The 19,078-nt window shown below is 73.1% G+C and carries 18 protein-coding genes and 1 pseudogene; 7 read left to right on the top strand and 12 right to left on the bottom strand.

The features are described from left to right. Nucleotides 1–135: 135 nt before the first annotated feature. Both FIV44_RS33365 and FIV44_RS24190 read left to right on the top strand, forming a co-directional pair. Complete coding sequence (locus FIV44_RS33365; protein WP_141006680.1) at nucleotides 136–3,012, top strand: PKD domain-containing protein; 2,877 nt, start codon at nucleotides 136–138, stop codon at nucleotides 3,010–3,012. Nucleotides 3,013–3,038: 26 nt separating this feature from the next. Continuing rightward, complete coding sequence (locus tag FIV44_RS24190; RefSeq protein WP_141006679.1) at nucleotides 3,039–3,473, top strand: EamA family transporter; 435 nt, start codon at nucleotides 3,039–3,041, stop codon at nucleotides 3,471–3,473. A 31-nt stretch (nucleotides 3,474–3,504) separates the two neighbouring features. On the opposite strand, the gene FIV44_RS24185 is transcribed toward FIV44_RS24190, so the two are convergent. Together FIV44_RS24185 and FIV44_RS24180 are read right to left on the bottom strand one after the other, a co-directional pair. Next, the gene (locus FIV44_RS24185) at nucleotides 3,505–3,906 is read right to left on the bottom strand and encodes a VOC family protein (protein ID WP_141006678.1); all 402 of its coding nucleotides are present in this window, start codon (nucleotides 3,904–3,906) and stop codon (nucleotides 3,505–3,507) included. 52 nt (nucleotides 3,907–3,958) lie between these two features. Beyond that, nucleotides 3,959–4,246, bottom strand: a complete 288-nt coding sequence (locus FIV44_RS24180) for a helix-turn-helix domain-containing protein (protein WP_246086591.1) — start codon at nucleotides 4,244–4,246, stop codon at nucleotides 3,959–3,961. A gap of 145 nt (nucleotides 4,247–4,391) precedes the next feature. Here FIV44_RS24180 and FIV44_RS24175 point away from each other — a divergent pair, with 145 nt between their 5' ends. Further along, nucleotides 4,392–4,721, top strand: a complete 330-nt coding sequence (locus tag FIV44_RS24175) for a DUF6907 domain-containing protein (protein WP_141006676.1) — start codon at nucleotides 4,392–4,394, stop codon at nucleotides 4,719–4,721. Between the two features lie 77 nt (nucleotides 4,722–4,798). Here the strand turns inward: FIV44_RS24175 and ilvC are convergent, their stop codons facing one another. The 5 genes and pseudogenes from ilvC to FIV44_RS24150 all read right to left on the bottom strand — a co-directional run bounded on the left by ilvC (nucleotide 4,799) and on the right by FIV44_RS24150 (nucleotide 10,366). Beyond that, nucleotides 4,799–5,824 carry a ketol-acid reductoisomerase gene (gene ilvC, locus FIV44_RS24170; RefSeq protein ID WP_141006675.1) on the bottom strand — a complete coding sequence of 342 codons (1,026 nt, stop codon included), beginning with the start codon at nucleotides 5,822–5,824 and terminating at the stop codon, nucleotides 4,799–4,801. A 40-nt stretch (nucleotides 5,825–5,864) separates the two neighbouring features. Further along, the gene (gene ilvN / locus FIV44_RS24165) at nucleotides 5,865–6,404 is read right to left on the bottom strand and encodes an acetolactate synthase small subunit (RefSeq protein ID WP_141006674.1); all 540 of its coding nucleotides are present in this window, start codon (nucleotides 6,402–6,404) and stop codon (nucleotides 5,865–5,867) included. After that, nucleotides 6,404–8,177: pseudogene (locus FIV44_RS24160) on the bottom strand (acetolactate synthase large subunit). Before FIV44_RS24160 ends, ilvN begins: the two are co-directional and overlap by 1 nt. A gap of 236 nt (nucleotides 8,178–8,413) precedes the next feature. Then, entirely contained in the window at nucleotides 8,414–9,199 is a 786-nt protein-coding gene (locus FIV44_RS24155) for a CHAD domain-containing protein (RefSeq protein ID WP_181410800.1), read from the bottom strand. Nucleotides 9,200–9,253: 54 nt separating this feature from the next. Beyond that, the gene (locus tag FIV44_RS24150; protein WP_141006672.1) at nucleotides 9,254–10,366 is read right to left on the bottom strand and encodes a 5'/3'-nucleotidase SurE; all 1,113 of its coding nucleotides are present in this window, start codon (nucleotides 10,364–10,366) and stop codon (nucleotides 9,254–9,256) included. Between the two features lie 116 nt (nucleotides 10,367–10,482). On the opposite strand from FIV44_RS24150, the gene FIV44_RS24145 reads away from it, so the two are divergent. The 3 genes from FIV44_RS24145 (at nucleotide 10,483) to FIV44_RS24135 (ending at nucleotide 12,975) form a co-directional block, all read left to right on the top strand. Next, entirely contained in the window at nucleotides 10,483–11,442 is a 960-nt protein-coding gene (locus FIV44_RS24145; RefSeq protein WP_181410799.1) for a LysR family transcriptional regulator, read from the top strand. Nucleotides 11,443–11,498: 56 nt separating this feature from the next. Further along, complete coding sequence (locus tag FIV44_RS24140) at nucleotides 11,499–12,119, top strand: RNA polymerase sigma factor (RefSeq protein WP_219996155.1); 621 nt, start codon at nucleotides 11,499–11,501, stop codon at nucleotides 12,117–12,119. Nucleotides 12,120–12,339: 220 nt separating this feature from the next. Beyond that, complete coding sequence (locus FIV44_RS24135; RefSeq protein WP_141006670.1) at nucleotides 12,340–12,975, top strand: hypothetical protein; 636 nt, start codon at nucleotides 12,340–12,342, stop codon at nucleotides 12,973–12,975. A gap of 61 nt (nucleotides 12,976–13,036) precedes the next feature. Here FIV44_RS24135 and FIV44_RS24130 read toward each other — a convergent pair whose 3' ends face one another. Continuing rightward, on the bottom strand, nucleotides 13,037–13,453 hold the full coding sequence (locus FIV44_RS24130) for a VOC family protein (RefSeq protein ID WP_141006669.1): 417 nt from the start codon (nucleotides 13,451–13,453) through the stop codon (nucleotides 13,037–13,039). 73 nt (nucleotides 13,454–13,526) lie between these two features. Between FIV44_RS24130 and FIV44_RS24125 the strand changes: the two genes are divergently transcribed. Further along, nucleotides 13,527–14,525, top strand: a complete 999-nt coding sequence (locus tag FIV44_RS24125) for an SGNH/GDSL hydrolase family protein (RefSeq protein WP_246087064.1) — start codon at nucleotides 13,527–13,529, stop codon at nucleotides 14,523–14,525. On the opposite strand, the gene FIV44_RS24120 is transcribed toward FIV44_RS24125, so the two are convergent. From FIV44_RS24120 to ilvD, 4 genes are read right to left on the bottom strand one after another with little or no spacing between them, the layout of a single operon-like run. Then, the gene (locus tag FIV44_RS24120) at nucleotides 14,522–15,235 is read right to left on the bottom strand and encodes a GNAT family N-acetyltransferase (protein ID WP_141006667.1); all 714 of its coding nucleotides are present in this window, start codon (nucleotides 15,233–15,235) and stop codon (nucleotides 14,522–14,524) included. The genes FIV44_RS24125 and FIV44_RS24120 overlap by 4 nt on opposite strands. 22 nt (nucleotides 15,236–15,257) lie before the next feature. After that, entirely contained in the window at nucleotides 15,258–16,241 is a 984-nt protein-coding gene (locus tag FIV44_RS24115; RefSeq protein WP_141006666.1) for a hypothetical protein, read from the bottom strand. Further along, nucleotides 16,238–17,203: a pyridoxamine 5'-phosphate oxidase family protein gene (locus tag FIV44_RS24110; protein ID WP_141006665.1), complete on the bottom strand. Its 966-nt coding sequence runs from the start codon at nucleotides 17,201–17,203 to the stop codon at nucleotides 16,238–16,240. The genes FIV44_RS24115 and FIV44_RS24110 overlap by 4 nt, the downstream gene beginning before the upstream one ends. 19 nt (nucleotides 17,204–17,222) lie before the next feature. Then, nucleotides 17,223–19,070: a dihydroxy-acid dehydratase gene (gene ilvD, locus FIV44_RS24105; RefSeq protein ID WP_141006664.1), complete on the bottom strand. Its 1,848-nt coding sequence runs from the start codon at nucleotides 19,068–19,070 to the stop codon at nucleotides 17,223–17,225. Nucleotides 19,071–19,078: the final 8 nt, after the last annotated feature.

Genomic DNA, 19,078 nt, shown 5'->3' with positions numbered 1-19,078 from the left:
GACGCCGACCCGGCGCTTCCCGACCCTCCCCGAGGTCGGGAAGCGCCGGGTCGGCAGATGCCTCATATGGGTGAGTCGCGAACGGCCGTGACGTGCGAGCGTCGTGTCGTCTCGGCCGAGTCAACGGGGGGCACCGTGCGTCGAAACCGTCACAGCCGCATCATCGTTCTGCTGATCGCGGTGGTGGCCGCGCTGCTCGCGGTCACACCGGGCGGTCCGCCGGCCGCCGCGCATCCCGCCCACCAGCGGCTGATCCCGTCCGCCGTCCCGGCGACCACGCCGAACATCATCGACGGCCGGACCTACGCGATCGCCGAGGTGGGCTCGAAGGTCTTCGTCGGGGGCACCTTCACCGTGACCAAGAACTCCGGGACCGGCGGGGAGATCCCGACGCCGTACCTGCTGCGGTACGACCGCGGCACCGGCCTCGTCGACACCGCCTTCGCCCCCGCCCTCGACGGCAGCGTGACCGCGATCGCGCCCACGCCCGACGGCACGGCGCTGTTCGTCAGCGGCACGTTCAAGCTGGCCGGCACCACGAAGGTCCGCAACCTGATCAAGATCGACACCAGCACCGGCGCCCTGGTGCCAGGGTTCAAGAACCCCAGCCCCAACGGGGGCGTCCTCGACATCGCGCTGGTCGGCAACCGGATCCTGATGGCCGGCAGCTTCACGACCGTGAACACGCTGCCGCGCGGCGGCCTCGCGTCGCTCAACGCGACGACCGGCGCCGTCGACGACTACCTCGCGATCAACGTCGCGACCAACCACAACTGGCCGTCCGGCACCGCCAAGGCCCCCGTCGGGGTCGCGAAGCTGTCCGCCAGCCCCGACGGGTCGCGGCTGGTCGCGATCGGCAACTTCCGGTACGCCGACGCCTTCGACCGCGACCAGGTGATGATGATCCGGCTCGGCGCCGACGCCGCGACCGTCGACCCGGCCTGGCGGACGCTGCGCTACACCCCGGCCTGCCAGAAGAACGCCTTCGACTCCTATGTCCGCGACGTCGACTTCTCCCCCGACGGCTCCTACTTCGTCGTCGCCACGAGCGGCGCGGGCTACAACGGGACGCTGTGCGACTCCGCCGCCCGCTGGGACGTCGCGGTCACCGGCCAGGCCGTCGAGCCCACCTGGGTCGCGGCGACGGGACAGGACTCGCTGCTCTCGGTCGCCGTCGCCGACAACGCGGTGTACGTCGGCGGGCACCAGAAGTGGATGAACGCGATCCAGAGCGGCGCCGACGAGCAGGCCGGGCAGGTGCCGCGCCCGGGCCTCGCCGCGCTCGACCCGCTCAGCGGCATCCCGCTGTCCTGGAACCCCGGACGGCACCCCCGCGGCGTCGGCGCCGAGGAGCTCCTGGCGACCGACAACGGCCTGTACGTCGGCAGCGACACCGAGTACATCGGCAACCGCGAGTACCGCCGGGCGCGGCTCGCCTTCTTCCCCGTCGAGGGCGGCACCGCGCCGGTCGTCCAGCCCTCCCCCGTGCTGCCGCGCAGCCTGTACCGGCTCTCGGGGACGACGGTCACCACCCGCCAGTTCACCGGGACCTCGGCGACCACGCCCACCACGGTCGCCACGACCGGAGCGGGCAGCTGGACCAACGCCCGCGGCGCGTTCATGGTCGGCTCGAAGCTGGTCTACGCCTGGACCGACAACAAGCTGCACTACCGCACCTTCGACGGCACGGCCTTCGGCCCGGACGTCGTCGTTGACCCCTACAACGACCCGCTCTGGACCACCGTCACCACCAGCGGGGGGACGCAGACCTATCGCGGCCGGGTGCCCAACCTGTACGCCCAGCTGTCGACCGTCACCGGCCTGGCGTACGCCGACGGGCGGCTCTACTACACCCGGCAGTCGCAGGGGCGGGTGTTCTGGCGGTGGTTCTCGCCGGAGAGCCTGATCGTCGGCGCCCAGGAGTTCAGCGTCGCGTCCTCGACCTTCCCCACCTCGCGCGACGTCCGCAACCTGGTGTACGCCGACGGGCAGCTCTGGGCCGGCATGTCCACCAACGAGCTGTGGCGCCTGCCCGTCGCCAACGGCGTCGCCGGAGGAGCCTGGACCCGGGTGACCGGCACCGGCATCGACGTCAACCCGCAGTGGTCCAGCGGCACGATGTTCCTCGGGCCGCTGGCGAACCAGACCCCGGTCGCCTCGATCCAGACCTCGTGCGCGGGCCAGACGTGCAGCTTCGACGGACGGGGCTCCAGCGACCCGGACGGCACCGTGACGTCGTACGCCTGGTCGTTCGGGGACGGAGGCACGGCCACGGGAGCGCAACCGGGGCACGTGTACGCCGGGCCTGGGACCTATTCCGTCACGCTGACCGTCACCGACGACCGCGGGGCGACGGCCTCGGCGAGCGCCGAGGTGGTCATCGAGAGCGGCACCAGCGCCATCGGGTTCCGCGACGCCACCGGCAAGGTCACCAACGCGACGAGCATCTTCACCACGATCCCCGCGACCACGCAGCCCGGCGACGGCCTGCTGGCGGTGGCGTCCGTCTCGAGCACCACGGTCCCGGCCGCGCCCGCCGGGTGGATCCAGGTCGGCGCCCCGGTCGCCACCGACGCGATGACCACGGTGGTCTGGCAGCGCGTCGCCGCGACCGGCGACGCCGGGCGCACCGTGACGGTGGCCCTCGGCGCGACGGCCGTGAAGGCGACGCTCACCGTGCTGGCCTGGTCCGGCACCGACCCGTCCGGACCGGTCGCGGCCGTGGCCGGCAGCGCGGAGGCGGCGGCGACCACGGCCCACCGCAGCCCGACCGTCGCCACCCCCGGCGACTGGGTCGTCACCGTGTGGGCCAACCGCACCACGGCCGGCACCGAGTTCGTCGAGCCGCCCGGCTCGACGGTCCGGCAGCTCCTGATCGGCGTCGGCGGCGGGCACGTCGACAGCCTCGTGGTCGACAGCGGCGGCCCGGTCGCCGCCGGCCCGTACGGCAACCAGACCGCCACCACGGACGCCGCCGGCAAGGGCACCAGCCTCACCATCGCCCTGCACTGAGGTCCGCTGGGATAGCGTCAGCTCACATGGACCTGACGTCGACCTGGTGGTTCTGGGCGCTGCTGTCGGCGGTGTTCGCGGCGCTGACGGCGATCTTCGCCAAGGTCGGCGTGAAGGACATCGACTCCGACGTCGCGACCTTCATCCGCACCATCGTGATCCTGGTGACGCTCGGCCTGATCCTGCTGACGCTCGGGAAGTTCCACTCGCCGGGCGAGATCAGCACCCGGACCTGGGTCTTCCTCGTCCTGTCCGGGCTGGGGACGGGCGCCTCGTGGATCTGCTACTTCCGGGCCCTCAAGGTCGGCGACACCTCGCTGGTGGCGCCGGTCGACAAGCTCAGCGTGGTCCTGGTGGCCCTGTTCGGCGTCACCCTCCTCGGCGAGCGCCTCTCCGGACTGCAGTGGGTCGGCGTCGCGATGGTCGGCGGCGGCGCGGTGCTGCTCGTGCTGAGCGGCTGACCGGCCCGCCCACCGCGGCGCGGCGCGGCGATCAGTCCACGTCGTGGGTGAACAGGCAGAACGTGTGGCCGGCCGGGTCGGCGTACACGCGCAGCGGCTCCTCGGGGTCGTCGGACCGGTCCAGTCGTACGGCGGCGCCGAGCTCGACCGCGCGGCGGTGGTTCTCCTCCAGGTCGGCGCGCGTGTCGGCCATGAGGTCGAGGTGGAGCTGCTGCGGCACCTCCGGGGAGGGCCAGGTGGTGGGCGGCAGCTCGGCGACCTCCTGGAAGGCGATCCGTTCCCCCGACGGGCCGACGATCACCCGCCAGTCGGTGAGCTCGTCGATGTCGTAGCCCTCGGGGTAGGACCAGCCGAGGAGCCGGCGGTAGAACTCCGCGAGTCGCGGCACGTCGGTGGTGTCGAGGACGATGCTGCGCAGCCGTGGGAGTGCCATGCCGATCAGCCTGCCACGCGGCGCCGACAGCGCCGGCGCGGCGGGGGCGGCCTCAGCGGGGGGCGGCCTTCAGGTCCGGGTCCCAGTCCGGCAGCAGCTCGAGGAGCGGCACCTCCAGCACCTGGCTGAGCGAGACCAGAGTCTGCAGCTGCGGGTTCATCGGCGTCCCCGGCTTGGACTCGCCCTTCTCGTACTTCTGGTAGGTGAAGCCCGCGATGCCCGCGAGGTGCGCGACCCGCTCCTGGCTGAGCCCCGTCGCGGTGCGCGCGCTGTGCAGGTTGCGCCCGAGCTCCACGGCGTACGCCGTCCAGCTGATGTCCGCCCGTCTTCTTCTCGCCACGCCGCCATCATTCCCGTATGCCCACGCTTTGGCGACCATACTGGGATGGCTTTCGCTCGGACGGCTGTGGACGAGCGCGGGCGACGACCGGCGATGTGTCGATCGGGCCGCCTAGGGTCACGGTCCAGCAAGAGAGGGGCGTTCGATGACGGACCGAGAGGCACCCACCTGGCTCACGGAGCCCTGTCCTGCGTGGTGCGAGCGCGAGCACCTCGAGGACGACCATCCGGAGGACCGCTACCACCAGAGCGCGGTGGTCCAGGTGCCGGTGGTCGCCGGGCCCCGGGCGATCCCGATGACCGCGCGGCTGGTCCCGCTGGAGATGACGGTCCGGATCGGCCGCCACCTCGGCGAGCGCCGCGTCTGGCTCGCCCTGGAGCCCGCCGAGGGAGGGGCGCCGAGCCTGGTGCTGTCGGCGGAGTCGGGGTCGGTGCTCGCGGCGGCGATCGACGAGGTCCTCGCCGGCCTCGGCTGAGCTCCGCGTCCCGCTGACGCGCGAACGCCCCCGGAGCCCGGACGGGCCCGAGGGCGTTCGTGGGTACGCCGTGGGGGTCAGCGCGCGGCCGAGCCCTCGGTGTAGTCGTCGTCGGTGTGCGACCACGAGAAGTGCGAGCGCAGCACCTTGCCGACCGCCTCGATCGGGTGCGCGGCACCCTTCTCCCGCAGCTCCTTGAACTCCGGCGCGCCGGCGTCCTGGTCGGCGATGAACCGCTCGGCGAACGCACCGCTCTGGATGTCGGCGAGGACCGCCTGCATGTTCTCCTTCACCCGGGCGTCGATGACGCGCGGGCCGGAGACGTAGTCGCCGTACTCGGCGGTGTCGGAGACCGACCAGCGCTGCTTGGCGATGCCGCCCTCCCACATCAGGTCGACGATGAGCTTCAGCTCGTGGAGGACCTCGAAGTAGGCGATCTCGCCCTGGTAGCCGGCCTCGGTGAGCGTCTCGTAGCCGTACTGGATCAGCTGCGAGACACCACCGCACAGCACCGACTGCTCGCCGAACAGGTCGGTCTCGGTCTCCTCGGTGAAGGTGGTCTTGATGACGCCGGCGCGGGTGCCGCCGATGCCCTTGGCGTAGGACTTCGCCAGGTCCCAGGCCTTGCCCGAGGCGTCCTGCTCGACGGCGATGATGTCCGGGATGCCGCGGCCGGCGACGTACTCGCGACGCACGGTGTGGCCCGGGGCCTTCGGGGCGACCAGGACGACGTCGACGCCGGCGGGCGGCTTGATGTAGCCGAACCGGATGTTGAAGCCGTGACCGAAGACCAGGGTGTCGCCCTCGGCGAGCGCCGGGGCGATGTCGTCGGCGTACAGGTGGCGCTGGACCTGGTCGGGGGCGAGGATGACGATGACGTCGGCCTCCTCCGCCGCCTCGCGCGGGGTGAGGACCCGCAGGCCCTCCTCCTCGGCCTTGGCGCGGCTCTTCGAGCCCTCCTTGAGGCCGACGCGGACGTCGACACCCGAGTCGCGCAGGTTCAGCGCGTGGGCGTGGCCCTGGCTGCCGTAACCGATGACGGCGACGTGCTTGCCCTGGATCAGGGACAGGTCGGCGTCGTCGTCGTAGTAGATCTCAGCCACGTCGGGCTTCTCCTTGCTGGTTGGGGATGGGGTGGGGTTCTCAGGCGTGGGCGGCGGGCGGCACGGGGACGGCGACGGGCTTGCTGCGCTCGGAGATGGAGCGCGACCCGCGGCCGATGGCCACCATGCCGGACTGCACGAGCTCGCGGATGCCGAAGGGCTCGAGCACGCGCAGGAAGTCGGCGATCTTGCCGTCGTTGCCGACGATCTGCATGGTGATCGCGTCCGAGGCGACGTCGATGACCTTCGCCCGGAACAGCTGGACCACGTCGAGGACCTCGCCGCGGTTCTCCGCCGTGGCGCCGACCTTGACGAGCACCAGCTCGCGGGTGACCGACGCGGCCGCGTCGAGCTCGACGATCTTGATCACCTCGACCAGCTTGTTGAGCTGCTTGGTCACCTGCTCCAGCGGCGAGGACTCGACGTTGACGACGATCGTCATCCGGGAGATCTCCTCGTGCTCGGTCGGACCGACGGCGAGGGACTCGATGTTGAAGCCGCGGCGGCTGAACAGCGCGGAGATCCGCGCCAAGACGCCGGGCTTGTCCTCGACGAGGACGGACAGGGTGTGCTTGGCCATCAGAGGTCGTCCTCGTCGAACTGGGGCGCCAGGTCGCGCGCGTACTTGATGTCGTTGTTGCTCGTGCCGGCGGCGACCATCGGCCACACCATGGCGTCGCGGTGGACCCGGAAGTCGACGACGACGGGCACGTCGTTGATCTCCATCGCCTTCTGGATCGTCGCGTCGACGTCGTCGGGCGACTCGCAGGCCAGGCCCACGCAGCCGTAGGCGTCGGCGAGCTTGACGAAGTCGGGGATCCGCTTGGAGTGCAGGTCGGTGTTGGAGTAGCGCTCGTTGTAGAACAGCGTCTGCCACTGGCGCACCATGCCGAGCGACTCGTTGTTGATGACCGCGACCTTGATCGGGATGTCGTTGATCGCGCAGGTGGCGAGCTCCTGGTTGGTCATCTGGAAGCAGCCGTCGCCGTCGACCGCCCACACCGTCTGGTCGGGCATCGCGACCTTGGCGCCCATCGCGGCCGGGACGGAGAAGCCCATGGTGCCCAGCCCCCGGAGTTGATCCAGGTGTTGGGGCGCTCGTAGCCGACGAAGTGGGCCGCCCACATCTGGTGCTGGCCGACGCCGGCGGTGTAGATCGTGTCGGGGCCGGAGAGGACGCCGAGGCGCTCGAGGACGTACTGCGGGGCGAGGCCGCCGTCGGCCGGCGCGTCGTACCCGAGGGGTACTTCTTCTTCACGCCGGCGCAGAACGCCACCCAGCCCTCGTAGTCGCCGGTGTTGCCGGCGTCCTGCTCGGTGCGCAGGGTGGTGACCAGGTCGACCAGGACCTCGCGGACATCGCCCACGATCGGGACGTCGGCGAAGCGGTTCTTGCCGATCTCGGCGGGGTCGATGTCGGCGTGGATCACCTTCGCGCCGGGCGCGAACGAGTCGAGGTTGCCGGTGACGCGGTCGTCGAAGCGGGCGCCGAGGCTGATGATCAGGTCGCTCTTCTGCAGCGCCGCGACGGCCGCGACGGTGCCGTGCATGCCGGGCATGCCGAGGTGCTGCGGGTGGCTGTCGGGGAACGCGCCGCGCGCCATCAGCGTGGTGACCACCGGGATGCCGGTCAGCTCCGCGAGGGCCAGCAGCTCCTTCGACGCGCCGGAGCGGATGGTGCCGCCGCCGACGTACAGCACCGGCTTGCGGGACTCGAGGATCAGCCGGGCGGCCTCGCGGATCTGCTTGGCGTGCGGCCGGGTCACCGGGCGGTAGCCGGGCAGGTTGAGCTCGGTGGGCCAGTCGAAGGTCGTGCCGGCCTGGAGCGCGGACTTCGTGACGTCGACCAGCACCGGGCCGGGGCGGCCGGTGGAGGCGATGTGGAAGGCCTCGGCGATCTTGGTCGGGATCTCCGCGGGGTCGGTCACCAGGAAGCTGTGCTTGGTGATCGGCATCGTGATGCCGCGGATGTCGGCCTCCTGGAAGGCGTCGGTGCCGATCAGCGAGGCCCCGACCTGGCCGGTGATGGCGACCATCGGCAGCGAGTCCATGTGGGCGTCCGCGAGCGGCGTCACCAGGTTGGTCGCGCCCGGTCCGGAGGTGGCCATGCAGACGCCGACCTTCCCGGACGCGGCGGCGTACCCCTGCGCGGCGTGCCCAGCGCCCTGCTCGTGGCGCACGAGGACGTGGCGGATGCTGCTGTCCATCAGCGGGTCGTACGCCGGGAGGATGGCGCCGCCCGGGATGCCGAAGATGTCGGTGACCCCGGCCGCCTCGAGGGACCGGACCAGGCTCTGTGCTCCGGTGATGCCCTCTGCCTGGGCATCGGCGCCCGACCCCTGCTGCTCACTCATCCGAGTCGTTCCTTGTCTCTGCTGTGGTGGCTATGTCGTACTCAACAAAAAACCCCTCGGTTGCTGGGCAACGAGGGGTGGACGCGCTGGCGTTCGTCTGACGGAAGTCCTGGTCAGGCTCAGCCGGCGCGTCCGGTGCGTACGAGAATCAGGTCAAGCATGGAGCCACCGTAGCCGCCGCACGTCGTGCCGTCGAACCAGTGTCGCACTTCGTCCCAGATCGCAAGACGGCGGTCTCAGATTCCGTGCACGCGGCGGAGGGCGTCGAGGGCCTCGGGGAGGCCGTCGAGCGCGCTGCTCGCGGCCGCCTCGACGTGGGCGACGACGACGGCCGGGGCGCCGGCGGACCACAGATGGCCGGCGAGGAGCAGGGCGTCGCGGTGGTCGCCGAGGCGGCCCTGCACCTCCTTGCCCAGCCGCGCCAGGTCGCGCTCCCCCACGGCGTCGGCGACATGGCGCAGCCGGCGGGCGGCCTTGCGGACCTCGTGGGAGGTCTCGCCCTGGGCCGCGCGGTCGAGGACCCGGCGCACCTCGCGGTCCAGCACCTTCGTGCTCACCCGGTCCGCGCGCCGGCCGGCCCGGCGGGTGAGCGGCACCTCGTCGCCCCAGCGGGCGAGCAGCCGGTCGAGTGCGACGGCGTCGGGCGAGGCGTGCCAGTCGACGAGCACGGTGTGCGCGCCGTCGTGGGCCGCGAGGAGCGGGGCGACCAGCGCGGGCTCCAGGTCGGTCCGGCCGACCTCGGCGAGCACCCGCCGGCAGTCCTCGGCCCGCACCTCCAGGTCGCGTCCGGCGCCCAGCAGCGCGCCGTACGACGCCAGGTGGCCGCGCAGCACGCGCGCGGGCCTCTTCTCGACGTAGCGGCCGAAGCCGGCGAGGACGTTGCGGAGCCGGCGTACCGACGTGCGCAGCTGGTGCACCGCGTCCGGCTCGTCGGCCAGCGCCGGCTCCCGGCCGTCGCGGATCTCGGCGACCAGGGCGCCGACGGCCTGCGTCAGCAGCTCGCCTGCCGGGGTGCCCGCCACGCCTCCCACTGTGCCATCGTGGCGGGTCCCCCGGCAGGGAGTCCGGGGCATTGGTCAGCGCAGCGTCGCGACCAGCAGCCAGACCTGCAGCGGCAGCGACCGGCCCCAGTCGCCGTCGAGCGCGGTGACCGGGATGTCGTTGCGGGCGAGGGCCGTCGTGTCGGCACCGGGGCGGGTCTCGCGGGCCGGGTCGCCGGCGACGAGGCGGTAGGTGCCGCCGGCGGCCGGCACGTCGTCGAGGAAGGTCAGGCCGAGGTCGCTGCTCCGGCCCACCTCCGCCCGGACCGCCCGGCCCAGCTTCTCGCCGGGGCCGACGAACGGGTAGTTCACGTTGAGCACCAGGCTGCCGGTGAGCGCCCGGTGCTTGACCAGCGTCGCGAGCAGCCTGACGGCGAAGTCGCCCGCGGCGGCGAACGGGACGTTGGGGATCTGGGCCAGGTCGCGCGGGACCTCGGCGCTGACGGCGAGCGCCGGGACGCCGTACTCGTGCGCGGTGACGACGGCGCCGACGGTGCCGGAGTGGTTGAGCGTCGCGCCGATGTTCTGGCCGAAGTTGGTGCCGGACAGGACGACGTCCGGCCCGCCGCTCCAGTAGTCCCGCGCGAACCTGCTCAGGCCCACGTGGACCGCGTCGGCGGGCGAGGCCGACGGCGAGGCGGACGTGCACGGCGCGGCGGCGACGCAGACGCCGAAGACGGCGCCGCCGGTCGAGGTGCCGGCGCAGTCGTCGGCGTACGCCGCCGGCGGGGTCACGGCCTGCACCGTGATCGACACCGGCGTGAACCCGGGCGTGGTCATCCGCGCGCCGGCGCCGCTCTGCTGCGACCACGGGGCGACGACGAGGACGTCCGCGCCGGCGGTGCACAGGGCGCGACGCAGCACGTAGAGGCCCTTGCCGTCGGTGCCGTAGCCCGCATCGGCACCACGGGCGCTGTCGTCGTTGGTGAGCAGCACCCTGAGGCCGGCGAGCGGCGTGGCCGGGGCCGGCGCGGTCGCGGGCGCCGCAGCGGCGGCCGACGGTGCTGCTCCGGCCGATGGCGCTGCTCCGGCCGATGGCGCGGCGGTGGTCACCGGAGCCGCCGCGACGATGCCGGCGAGACCGGCGGCGAGACCGACGCCGACCGCGAGGAGGCGTGGGAGCAGGGGGACGGTGGGGACGGGGCGCATCGCGAACTCCTCGCTGGGGTGGTACCGGAGTGGAACGCGTTCTAGATTCGGGGTGCGGGCAGTGGCCCGTCCAAGACCCGTTCGGCATGGGTCGCGAGCATCGAGGCACGGACGAGATGAACATCCAGCAGCTGCGGTACGTCGTCGCGACGGCCGAGCACGGCAGCATGACCGCCGCGGCGGCGGCGCTGTTCGTGGCCCAGCCCGCGCTGAGCCGCGCCGTCCGCCAGCTGGAGCGGGAGCTGGGTCTCGCGCTGTTCGCACGGGACGGGCGCGGTGTCGTGCTCACGCCGAGCGGGGACGCCGTCGTGCACCGGGCCCGGGCCGTGCTCCGCGGCATCGACGCGCTCCGCAGCACCGCCGCCGCGGCACCGGCGGCGACGCCGCTGGTGATCGCCGCCTCGCCCACCCTGCAGGCGGCGCTCGCCGTACCGATCCTCGCCGGGCTCCGCGAGCACGGCATCGCGGTCCACGCCCGCCTGCTCGGCGGCAGCAGCTCGGCCGAGGTCGCCGCGCTCGTCGTGCAGGGCCGAGCCGATCTCGGGCTCTGCGACAGCCGGGTGCCCGGCGACCTCGCCCAGGTCGCGATCGGGCGGGCCGAGGTGCGGCTCTACTCCCCGGCGCACGTCGAGCTGCCGGATCCGGTGACCTTCGCCGATCTCGGCACCGTGCCGCTCGTGCTGCCCACGCCCGGCTCGGACCGGCGGGCCACGCTCGATGCCTTCTTCGCGGGCTGCGGGATCACCCCCGAGGTCGCCGTCGAGACCGACGAGCGGCACGCCTGGCTGGCGGCGGTCAGCAGCGGCGTCGCCTCCTGCCTGTGGCACAGCCTCGACCCGCGCCGGGCGCCGCTGCCCGGCGTGGTCTCGCGCGGCTTCGACCCGCCGATGCACCGCACCCTGGTCGCGGTGCACCGGGCCGGCGCCACCACCGGCGTACGCCGGCACCTGCTCGCCGTGCTGCGTGACGTCGGCACACTGGTCACCGGAGAGGGAGTTGCCGGAGAGGGAGTTGCCGGAGAGGGAGTTGCCGGAGAGGGAACCGAGCCGTCCCTCGCGGACCCTTCTCCTGTGTGAGCCCGCCGACCCGCACCCCGCCGATGTGCCCACCGCCGACCTCCGAAGGAGTCCTCGTGGACGGTGCCGACACCGATCACTGGGAGCTCCTGCGCCGGGGCGACGCCGCCGCGCTGGCGACGCTCTACGAGCGGCATGTCGACGCGGTCTTCCGCTTCGCCTTCCGTCGTACGGCGTCGACCGGCGGCGCGGAGGACGTCGTCCAGGCGGCGTTCACCACCGTCTGGCGGCAGGCGACCGAGGGACGACTGCCCCGCCTCGAGCTCCCTACCGCACGACCGCTGCTGCTGCGGATCGCGGCCAACGAGTGCCGCAACCTGAGCCGGTCGGCGCGGCGGCTCCGGGTGCTGCGGGACCGCATCGAGCAGCACGAGCCCGGCCGTCACGAGGAGGACCACGCCGACGACGTGGCCCGCCGGGTCGACGACGAGCGGCGCATGGCCGACGTGCGCCGGGCCCTGGCCGGCCTGCCGAGCGGGCAGCGGGAGGCCGTGGAGCTGGTCGTCTGGGAGGAGCTCTCGATCGCCGAGGCCGCCCACGTCCTCGGCGTGGCCGAGGGCACCGTGAAGTCCCGGGTCTCCCGCGCCCGCACGCGGCTCGGCGCCGTGCTCGCCCCGACCGAACCGACCGAACCGACCGAACCGACCGAACCGACCGAACAGGAGGAGCGTCGATGAACCCGCTCAGCCCCCACGACGTACCCCGTCCCACGCTCGCTCCGGCACGCCGCGACGAGATCCTCCGCGAGGTCCTGTCCGCCGCGCCCGCGCCCCGACGGCCGCGTCCGGCGTGGCAGCTGCCGCTGGCGGCGGCCGCCGCCGTCGGCGTGATCGCGACCGGGAGCGCGGTGCTCCTGGGGGCGACGGCTCCCGCCCCCGTCCCGCCGCGACCACCACCGTGCCCACCGCGACCACCACACCGACCACCCCCGTCGACGACATCGGCGGTGGCCCGCTGTCGCCGGGTGCGGCCCAGCGGGTGATCGACCACTGCGCCCGGTCGATGGGTTTCGACGCCGGCCGCTACGCCCCGGTCTTCACCCAGGAGGCCCGCACCGGCAGCGGAGCGGTCGCGGTCGTCCTCGCCCGGGACGCGGCGACGGGCACGGAGTACCTGTGCCGCGACGCCGCCTACGGCACGGACGGGTCGATGGTCGCCGGACCGCAGTCGAAGTCGGTGGTCGAGCAGCCGAGCGCCGACCGGCCGCTGACGAGCGTCGACGCGGGCGGGTGGAGCTACGCGACCCCGCTCGACCGCCCCGGGGTGGTCACCGACCTCGGCGTCGACCGGTCGTACCGCGTCGACCCCGCCGTCGGCCGGGTGGAGATGCGGGTCGGCACCGCGACCGCTCCCGGCACCTGGCGCAGCGCGGTCCCCAGCGACGGCTACGTCTACGTCGCGGCCTGGGCCGACACCGAGCTCCCCCTCGACGGGATCGTCCTCGAGACACGGGCCTTCGACACCGCCGGTCGCCCGCTGGCCAGCGACCTGCTCGGCACCGAGCGCCCCGATCTCGGATCCCCCCGCCCCTGAGTCCGCAGGGCCCGGAGAGCCGGAAAGCAGGAGAGCCGGAGGGCCGCCTCCGAAGGTCAGCTCACGGAAGCACCACCTCCCCCACCGGGCCGGGGTTGTAGGCGATCTCCCACCGGTAGCCGTCGGGGTCGGCGAAGTAGCCGGAGTAGCCGCCCCAGTCGCGCTGCTCGGCCGGCTGCACGACCGCCGCGCCGGCGGACCGGGCCGTCGCCAGCACCTCGTCGACGCCCTCGGCCGTGGACAGGTTGTGGGCGATCGTCAGCGGTGCGACGCCCGGCCCGGTCATGGTGGCACCGACCTCGGCCTCGAAGTGGCTGCGCTCCCACAGCGACAGCACGAGGTGCTGACCGGCCCGGAACATCAGCACCTCGCCGGGCACGTCGAGCTCCGGCGTCCACCCGAGCCCGTCGCGGTAGAAGCGGCGGGTGGCGTCGAGGTCGGCCACGGCGAGGGTGATGAAGCTGATCCGCTGGTCCATGGAGGGAGCCAAGCACGCCCCTCCGACACGAGGGCGGGAGTGACCGCTGTCACATCCGCTCGTTGTGGAGAGCATGCTCCCTCGTCGTACCTCCACCCTGCTCGGCCTCCTGTCCCTGGCCGCCCCGGCGCTCGCCGTCGCCGTCCAGGCTCCGACACACGCCGCCCCGGCCGCCGCCGAACCAGCCGCCGCCGAGCCGGCCTACGACGAGTACGTCGCGCTGGGCGACTCGTGGTCGGCGGACGTGGTCTTCCTGGACAAGGACGGCCTGCCCGACGCGACCCACGTGCCGATCGACTGCGCGCAGTCGCACAGCAACTACCCGAAGCTGGTCGCGAAGCGGCTCGGCGTCGCGACCTTCCGGGACGCGACCTGCGGGTCGGCGACCACCGATCACTTCACGCAGCCGCAGCGGCTGCCGCTCGGGGGCGTCAACGCCCCGCAGTTCGACCGGCTCACGCCGACCACCGACCTCGTGACGGTCGGCATCGGGGGCAACGACGCCGGCATCGCCAGCGGTGCGATGTCGTGCATCTCGCTCTCGCCGATCGGCATTCCCGCGCCCGCGCTGCCGCTGCCCGACGTGCTGCCGCTGATCGACGTCTCCCAGCCGCCGCTGGGCGCGTGCAAGCAGCGGTTCACCCGCGGCGGCGTGGATCAGCTGGCCGAGAACATCGTCGCCTCCGAGGACAAGGTGGTGGCGGCGCTGCAGGAGATCCGCCGCCGCTCGCCGCACGCGCGGGTGCTGCTGGTCAACTACCTCGACGCCATCCCGGAGCGGGGCTGCTGGCCGGTCGTGCCGATCACCAACGCCGACATGGCCTACCTGCACGGGGTCTTCGCGCAGCTCAACGCCATGCTGGCCCGGGCGGCGCAGCGCGGCGGCGCGGAGCTGGTCGACACCCACCCGCTCAGCACCGGCCACCACGTGTGCACCGGCCCGCTGACGAGGTACGTCGAGGGGCTGGGCGTGATCTCCCTCAACGGCCTCGCGGTCGCCGTCCCCGCACACCCCAACTCCGCCGGGGCCCGGGCGCAGGCGGAGTCGGTGCTGCAGGTCCTCGGTCGCTAGGAGGACGTGAGCGCGCCCAGCGAGGCGCGCTGCCACCCGGCGTCGTCGAAGTTGCCCGGGTCCAGCCACCGCTCGTGGGCCGCGCGGACGCGCGGCCACTCGGCGTCGGTGACCGAGAACCAGTCGGTGTCGCGGTTGCGGCCCTGGGTGACCATGTGGTGGCGGAAGCGGCCCTCCTCGATGAACCCGAGCCGCAGCGCCGCGCGCCGGGAGGGCTCGTTGAGGCTGTCGCACTTCCACTCGAAGCGCCGGTAGCCGAGGTCGTCGAAGGCGTGCCGCATCAGCAGGTGGAGGGCCTCGGTCGCGGCGCGGGTGCGCTGCAGGACCCGGCCGAGGAGGACGCCGGCGACCTCGACCTGGCCGTGGGCCGGCTCGATCCTCTGGTACGACGCGAGGCCGGCCGCCGCGCCCGCCGCCGCGCCCTCCAGCGGCACGAGCGCGAAGGTCGCCATCGCGGGGTCGTCGAGGTGGGCCGCGAGGTGCATCCACAGCTCGGCGAGGGAGCCCGGCCTCGGGATCGGCCGGTAGGTCCACAGGTCCGCGTCGCCGGGCCCGCAGGTCGCGGCGAAGAGGTCGGCGTAGCGGGCCGAGGTCAGCGGCTCGACGGTGACATACCGGCCCTCGAGCACGACCGGCTCCGGCCAGGGCCGCGGCTCCCAGCCGGGGACCGGGTCGCCGACCGCCTGGCCGTGCTCGTTCACCTGGGCCATCGCGATCCCCTCAGCCGGTCGGTCACTGGTACGACACGAAGCGGACGCGCGGCCGGATCTTGTGGACCGCCTTGGCGCCCATCAGCCGGACGTCCTCGTCGTAGAACAGCTTGAACCCCATCGCGAAGATGTCCGGGCGCGCGACGGCGCGGTAGGTGTCGAGCTTCTGGCCGCGGGTGCCGAAGCCGTCGACGTGCTGGACCAGCTGGAGGCCGTCGCGGGGCTTGATCCGCCCGATGTGGCGCACCATCGAGTTCCGAAACTGGTGGACGACGAACAGCTTCTCCGGCAGGTCGTGCTCGACGACCAGCCGGGACAGCCACCTGCTGGTGCGGTTGACCTCGCCGGCGCCGACGCTGCCGATCACCCGGCCGGGGACCTGGTGGCGCCGCATCCGCCACTCCGGGTCGATGGCCAGGCCGACGTGCGGCTGCTCGAGGGCCCACGACCAGCGCTGGGCGACCGTCAGGAAGTCCGAGCGGCCGGTCTGGATGTCGAGCACGAGGAGCGCGCCGAGCTCGCGGGCGGCGTCGACGTACCGGCGGACGTGCTTCTTCTTGACGTCGTGGCTGAAGTCGCCGTCCTTGCCGGGATGGGCGTCGGCGATGGTGACGATCAGCTCGAACACCGGGCGCACCGGCCGCCCGGGACGCTTGAAGGGCCGGGCGGCGCGCTTGAGCCGCTTGAACGCCTTCGTGGGCGAGGTCTCCCCCAGGACGCCGAGCGCCCCGGTGCCGGGAGTGCCGTAGTAGGCGATGAGCATCCCGCGGTCCGGGAGCACCGGCTCGGCCTGCCAGCGCGGCGTCGCGGTAGGCGCGGCCGGCGCAGGCGCCGGGGCCGGGTCGGGCGCCGGCGGCGGCTCGGCGGCCCGGCTCGGGACGGGCGCGGTCAGTGGGCGCAGCACGCCGGAGTCGTCGCGCGCGCCGTGGCCCGGGTCGGTGAAGGCGGCGAGCAGCAGCGCCATCCCGAGGATGACGACCGCGGCCAGGCGGTGCGGAGGAGTCACCAGCGGCCCCGCAGGTCGGCGTCGATCGGCGACGTCACCGGATCGGCGGCGTCGCCGACGAACACCGCGGCGATCGCGCCGCCGCGCTCGTCGTGGGCGTCGCGCAGCGCCCGCCAGGCGGCGAGGTCCGGGTGGTCGACCGCGGTGCACGCGGTGGCCGGCGCGAGCGCGGTGATCGCCTCGTCGAGCTGCTGGCGGCTGACGTCGAGGGTCGCCGTGGAGCCGTCGTGCTTGAGCACGGTCGCCAGGACGACGGCCGGCAGCCGGCGCGGCCCGCCGGGCCCGTCGACGTGGCCGATCACGCCGTCGAGGGCGAGGGCGTACGACGCGGGCTCGGCCCAGCCGTCGATCTGGGCGGCCAGCCGCGCCCGGATCCGGTCCAGCCCCTGGCGCGTCGCCCACTCGTCGAGCGGGTCGTAGTCGTAGGCGGGCAGGCCGTCGATGCTGGTGCGGTTCTTGCGGCGCCGGTAGTCGGCCGAGCCCTCGACGCCCTTGCGGCGGAAGTAGCGCGGCAGGAGATCCCGCTCGCCGGCGTACTCCATGAGGGGCACGCCGTAGCCGCACGCGTCGGAGATCCGCTCGATGTCGACCACGATCACCGCCCGCGCGCCGGGTACGTCGTCGAAGCGGCCCGCGAACCCGGCGTACTCCTCGTCGTAGATGGTCACCGCCCGGCCGCGGCCGTGGAACCGGAGGATGTTGGGCGGGCCCTCGAAGGCGCAGAACATCACGACGATCCGGCCGTTCTCCCGCAGGTGCGCGATGGTCTCGCTGCCGCTGCCGGAGGTGTCCACCCAGGCGAACGTGTGCTCGTCGAGCATCCCGAAGCTGCCGGGGACGCCGCGCGGGGACACGTTGACGTGGCCGTCGCCGGCCAGCGGCGCCGTGCCGACGAAGAACACGTGCTGGCGCTCGACGAACGAGCGCAGGCGTCCCTCCACCCGTGCGTGGATCTTCCCCATGGCGGCCGATCAGCGCCGGTCAGTCGGGGACACGGCGGTAGGCGCCGTCGGAGGCCGCGGTGGCCATCGAGGCGTACGCGCGGAGCGCTGCGGAGACCGTGCGCTGGCGGTCGAGCGGGGTGTAGGGCTTGTCGCGCTTCTCCTGCAGGACCCGGCGCTCGGACAGCGTGTGCTCGTCGACGTCGAGGTGGATGGTCCGGTGGGGGATGTCGATCGAGATCGGGTCGCCGTCCTCGACGAGCGCGATCAGGCCGCCGCCGGCCGCCTCGGGCGAGATGTGCCCGATGGACAGGCCGCTGGTGCCGCCGGAGAAGCGGCCGTCGGTGATCAGCGCGCACTTCTGGCCCAGGCCGCGACCCTTGAGGAAGGCCGTCGGGTAGAGCATCTCCTGCATGCCCGGGCCGCCCTTGGGGCCCTCGTAGCGGATGACCACGACGTGGCCCTCCTCGACCTTCTTGCCGAGGATGCCCTCGACGGCGGCCTCCTGGGACTCGAAGACGACCGCGGTGCCGTGGAAGGTGTGGCACTCCTCCGGCACGCCGGCGCTCTTGACGACGCAGCCGTCGGCGGCGATGTTGCCGGTCAGCACGGCCAGGCCGCCGTCGGCGGAGTAGGCGTGCTCGACGTCGCGGATGCAGCCCTCGGCGGCGTCGGTGTCGAGCGTGCCCCAGCGGTTCTCGGTCGAGAACGGCTCGGTCGTGCGGACCCCGCCCGGGGCGGCCTGGAACAGCTCGAGGGCCTCGGCCGACGGGCTCTCGCCGCGGATGTCCCACTTCCCGAGCCAGGTGTCGAGGTCGGGCGCGTGGACGGAGTGGACGTCCTCCTTGAGCGCGCCGCCGCGACGCAGCTCGCCGAGCAGGGCGGGGATGCCGCCGGCGCGGTGGACGTCCTCCATGTGGAACTTCGGGGAGTTGGGCGCGACCTTCGACAGGCAGGGCACCCGGCGCGAGATCGCGTCGATGTCGTGGACGTCGAAGTCGAGCTCGGCCTCGCGGGCGGCGGCCAGCAGGTGCAGCACGGTGTTGGTGGAGCCGCCCATCGCGACGTCGAGGGCGACGGCGTTCTCGAACGCCGAGCGGTTGGCGATATTGCGCGGCAGGACCGAGTCGTCGTCCTCGTCGTAGTAGCGGCGGCACAGGTCCATGACGACCCGGCCGGCCTCCTCGAACAGCGCGCGGCGCTTGGCGTGCGTGGCCAGGGTCGAGCCGTTGCCCGGCAGCGACAGGCCGATCGCCTCGGTGAGGCAGTTCATCGAGTTGGCGGTGAACATGCCCGAGCAGGAGCCGCAGGTCGGGCAGGCCGAGCGCTCGATGACGTCGAGCTGGTCGTCGCTGACCGCCTCGTTGGCGGAGGCGACCATCGCGTCGACCAGGTCGAGCTTGGAGTGGACGATGCCCTCGATCGCGGTGGTCTTGCCGGCCTCCATCGGACCGCCGGACACGAAGACCACGGGGACGTTGAGCCGCAGCGCGGCGAGCAGCATGCCGGGGGTGATCTTGTCGCAGTTGGAGATGCACACGATCGCGTCGGCGCAGTGGGCGTTGACCATGTACTCCACGGCGTCGGCGATCAGCTCGCGGCTCGGCAGGGAGTAGAGCATGCCGCCGTGGCCCATCGCGATGCCGTCGTCGACGGCGATCGTGTTGAACTCCTTCGCGACGCCGCCGTTGGCCACGACCGACTCCGCGACGATCTTGCCGAGATCACGCAGGTGGACGTGACCGGGGACGAACTCGGTGAAGGAGTTCGCGATGGCGATGATCGGCTTGCCGAAGTCCGAGTCGGTCATGCCGGTCGCGCGCCAGAGGGCACGCGCGCCGGCCATGTTGCGGCCCGAGGTGGACGTCGCGGAACGGAGGGTGGGCATGCCTCAAG

The organism is Nocardioides humi (assembly GCF_006494775.1).
In the GTDB taxonomy this organism is placed as follows: Bacteria; Actinomycetota; Actinomycetes; order Propionibacteriales; family Nocardioidaceae; genus Nocardioides; species Nocardioides humi.
This window is presented reverse-complemented; position numbering and strand designations above follow the sequence as displayed.

Coding starts and splice junctions, on each gene's coding strand:
- FIV44_RS24190 (WP_141006679.1), top strand. CDS start 3,039: ATGGACCTGACGTCGACCTGGTGGTTCTGGGCGCTGCTGTCGGCGGTG.
- FIV44_RS24185 (WP_141006678.1), bottom strand. CDS start 3,906: ATGGCACTCCCACGGCTGCGCAGCATCGTCCTCGACACCACCGACGTG.
- FIV44_RS24175 (WP_141006676.1), top strand. CDS start 4,392: ATGACGGACCGAGAGGCACCCACCTGGCTCACGGAGCCCTGTCCTGCG.
- ilvN (WP_141006674.1), bottom strand. CDS start 6,404: ATGGCCAAGCACACCCTGTCCGTCCTCGTCGAGGACAAGCCCGGCGTC.
- FIV44_RS24150 (WP_141006672.1), bottom strand. CDS start 10,366: ATGCGCCCCGTCCCCACCGTCCCCCTGCTCCCACGCCTCCTCGCGGTC.
- FIV44_RS24145 (WP_181410799.1), top strand. CDS start 10,483: ATGAACATCCAGCAGCTGCGGTACGTCGTCGCGACGGCCGAGCACGGC.
- FIV44_RS24130 (WP_141006669.1), bottom strand. CDS start 13,453: ATGGACCAGCGGATCAGCTTCATCACCCTCGCCGTGGCCGACCTCGAC.
- FIV44_RS24125 (WP_246087064.1), top strand. CDS start 13,527: ATGCTCCCTCGTCGTACCTCCACCCTGCTCGGCCTCCTGTCCCTGGCC.
- FIV44_RS24120 (WP_141006667.1), bottom strand. CDS start 15,235: ATGGCCCAGGTGAACGAGCACGGCCAGGCGGTCGGCGACCCGGTCCCC.
- FIV44_RS24110 (WP_141006665.1), bottom strand. CDS start 17,203: ATGGGGAAGATCCACGCACGGGTGGAGGGACGCCTGCGCTCGTTCGTC.
- ilvD (WP_141006664.1), bottom strand. CDS start 19,070: ATGCCCACCCTCCGTTCCGCGACGTCCACCTCGGGCCGCAACATGGCC.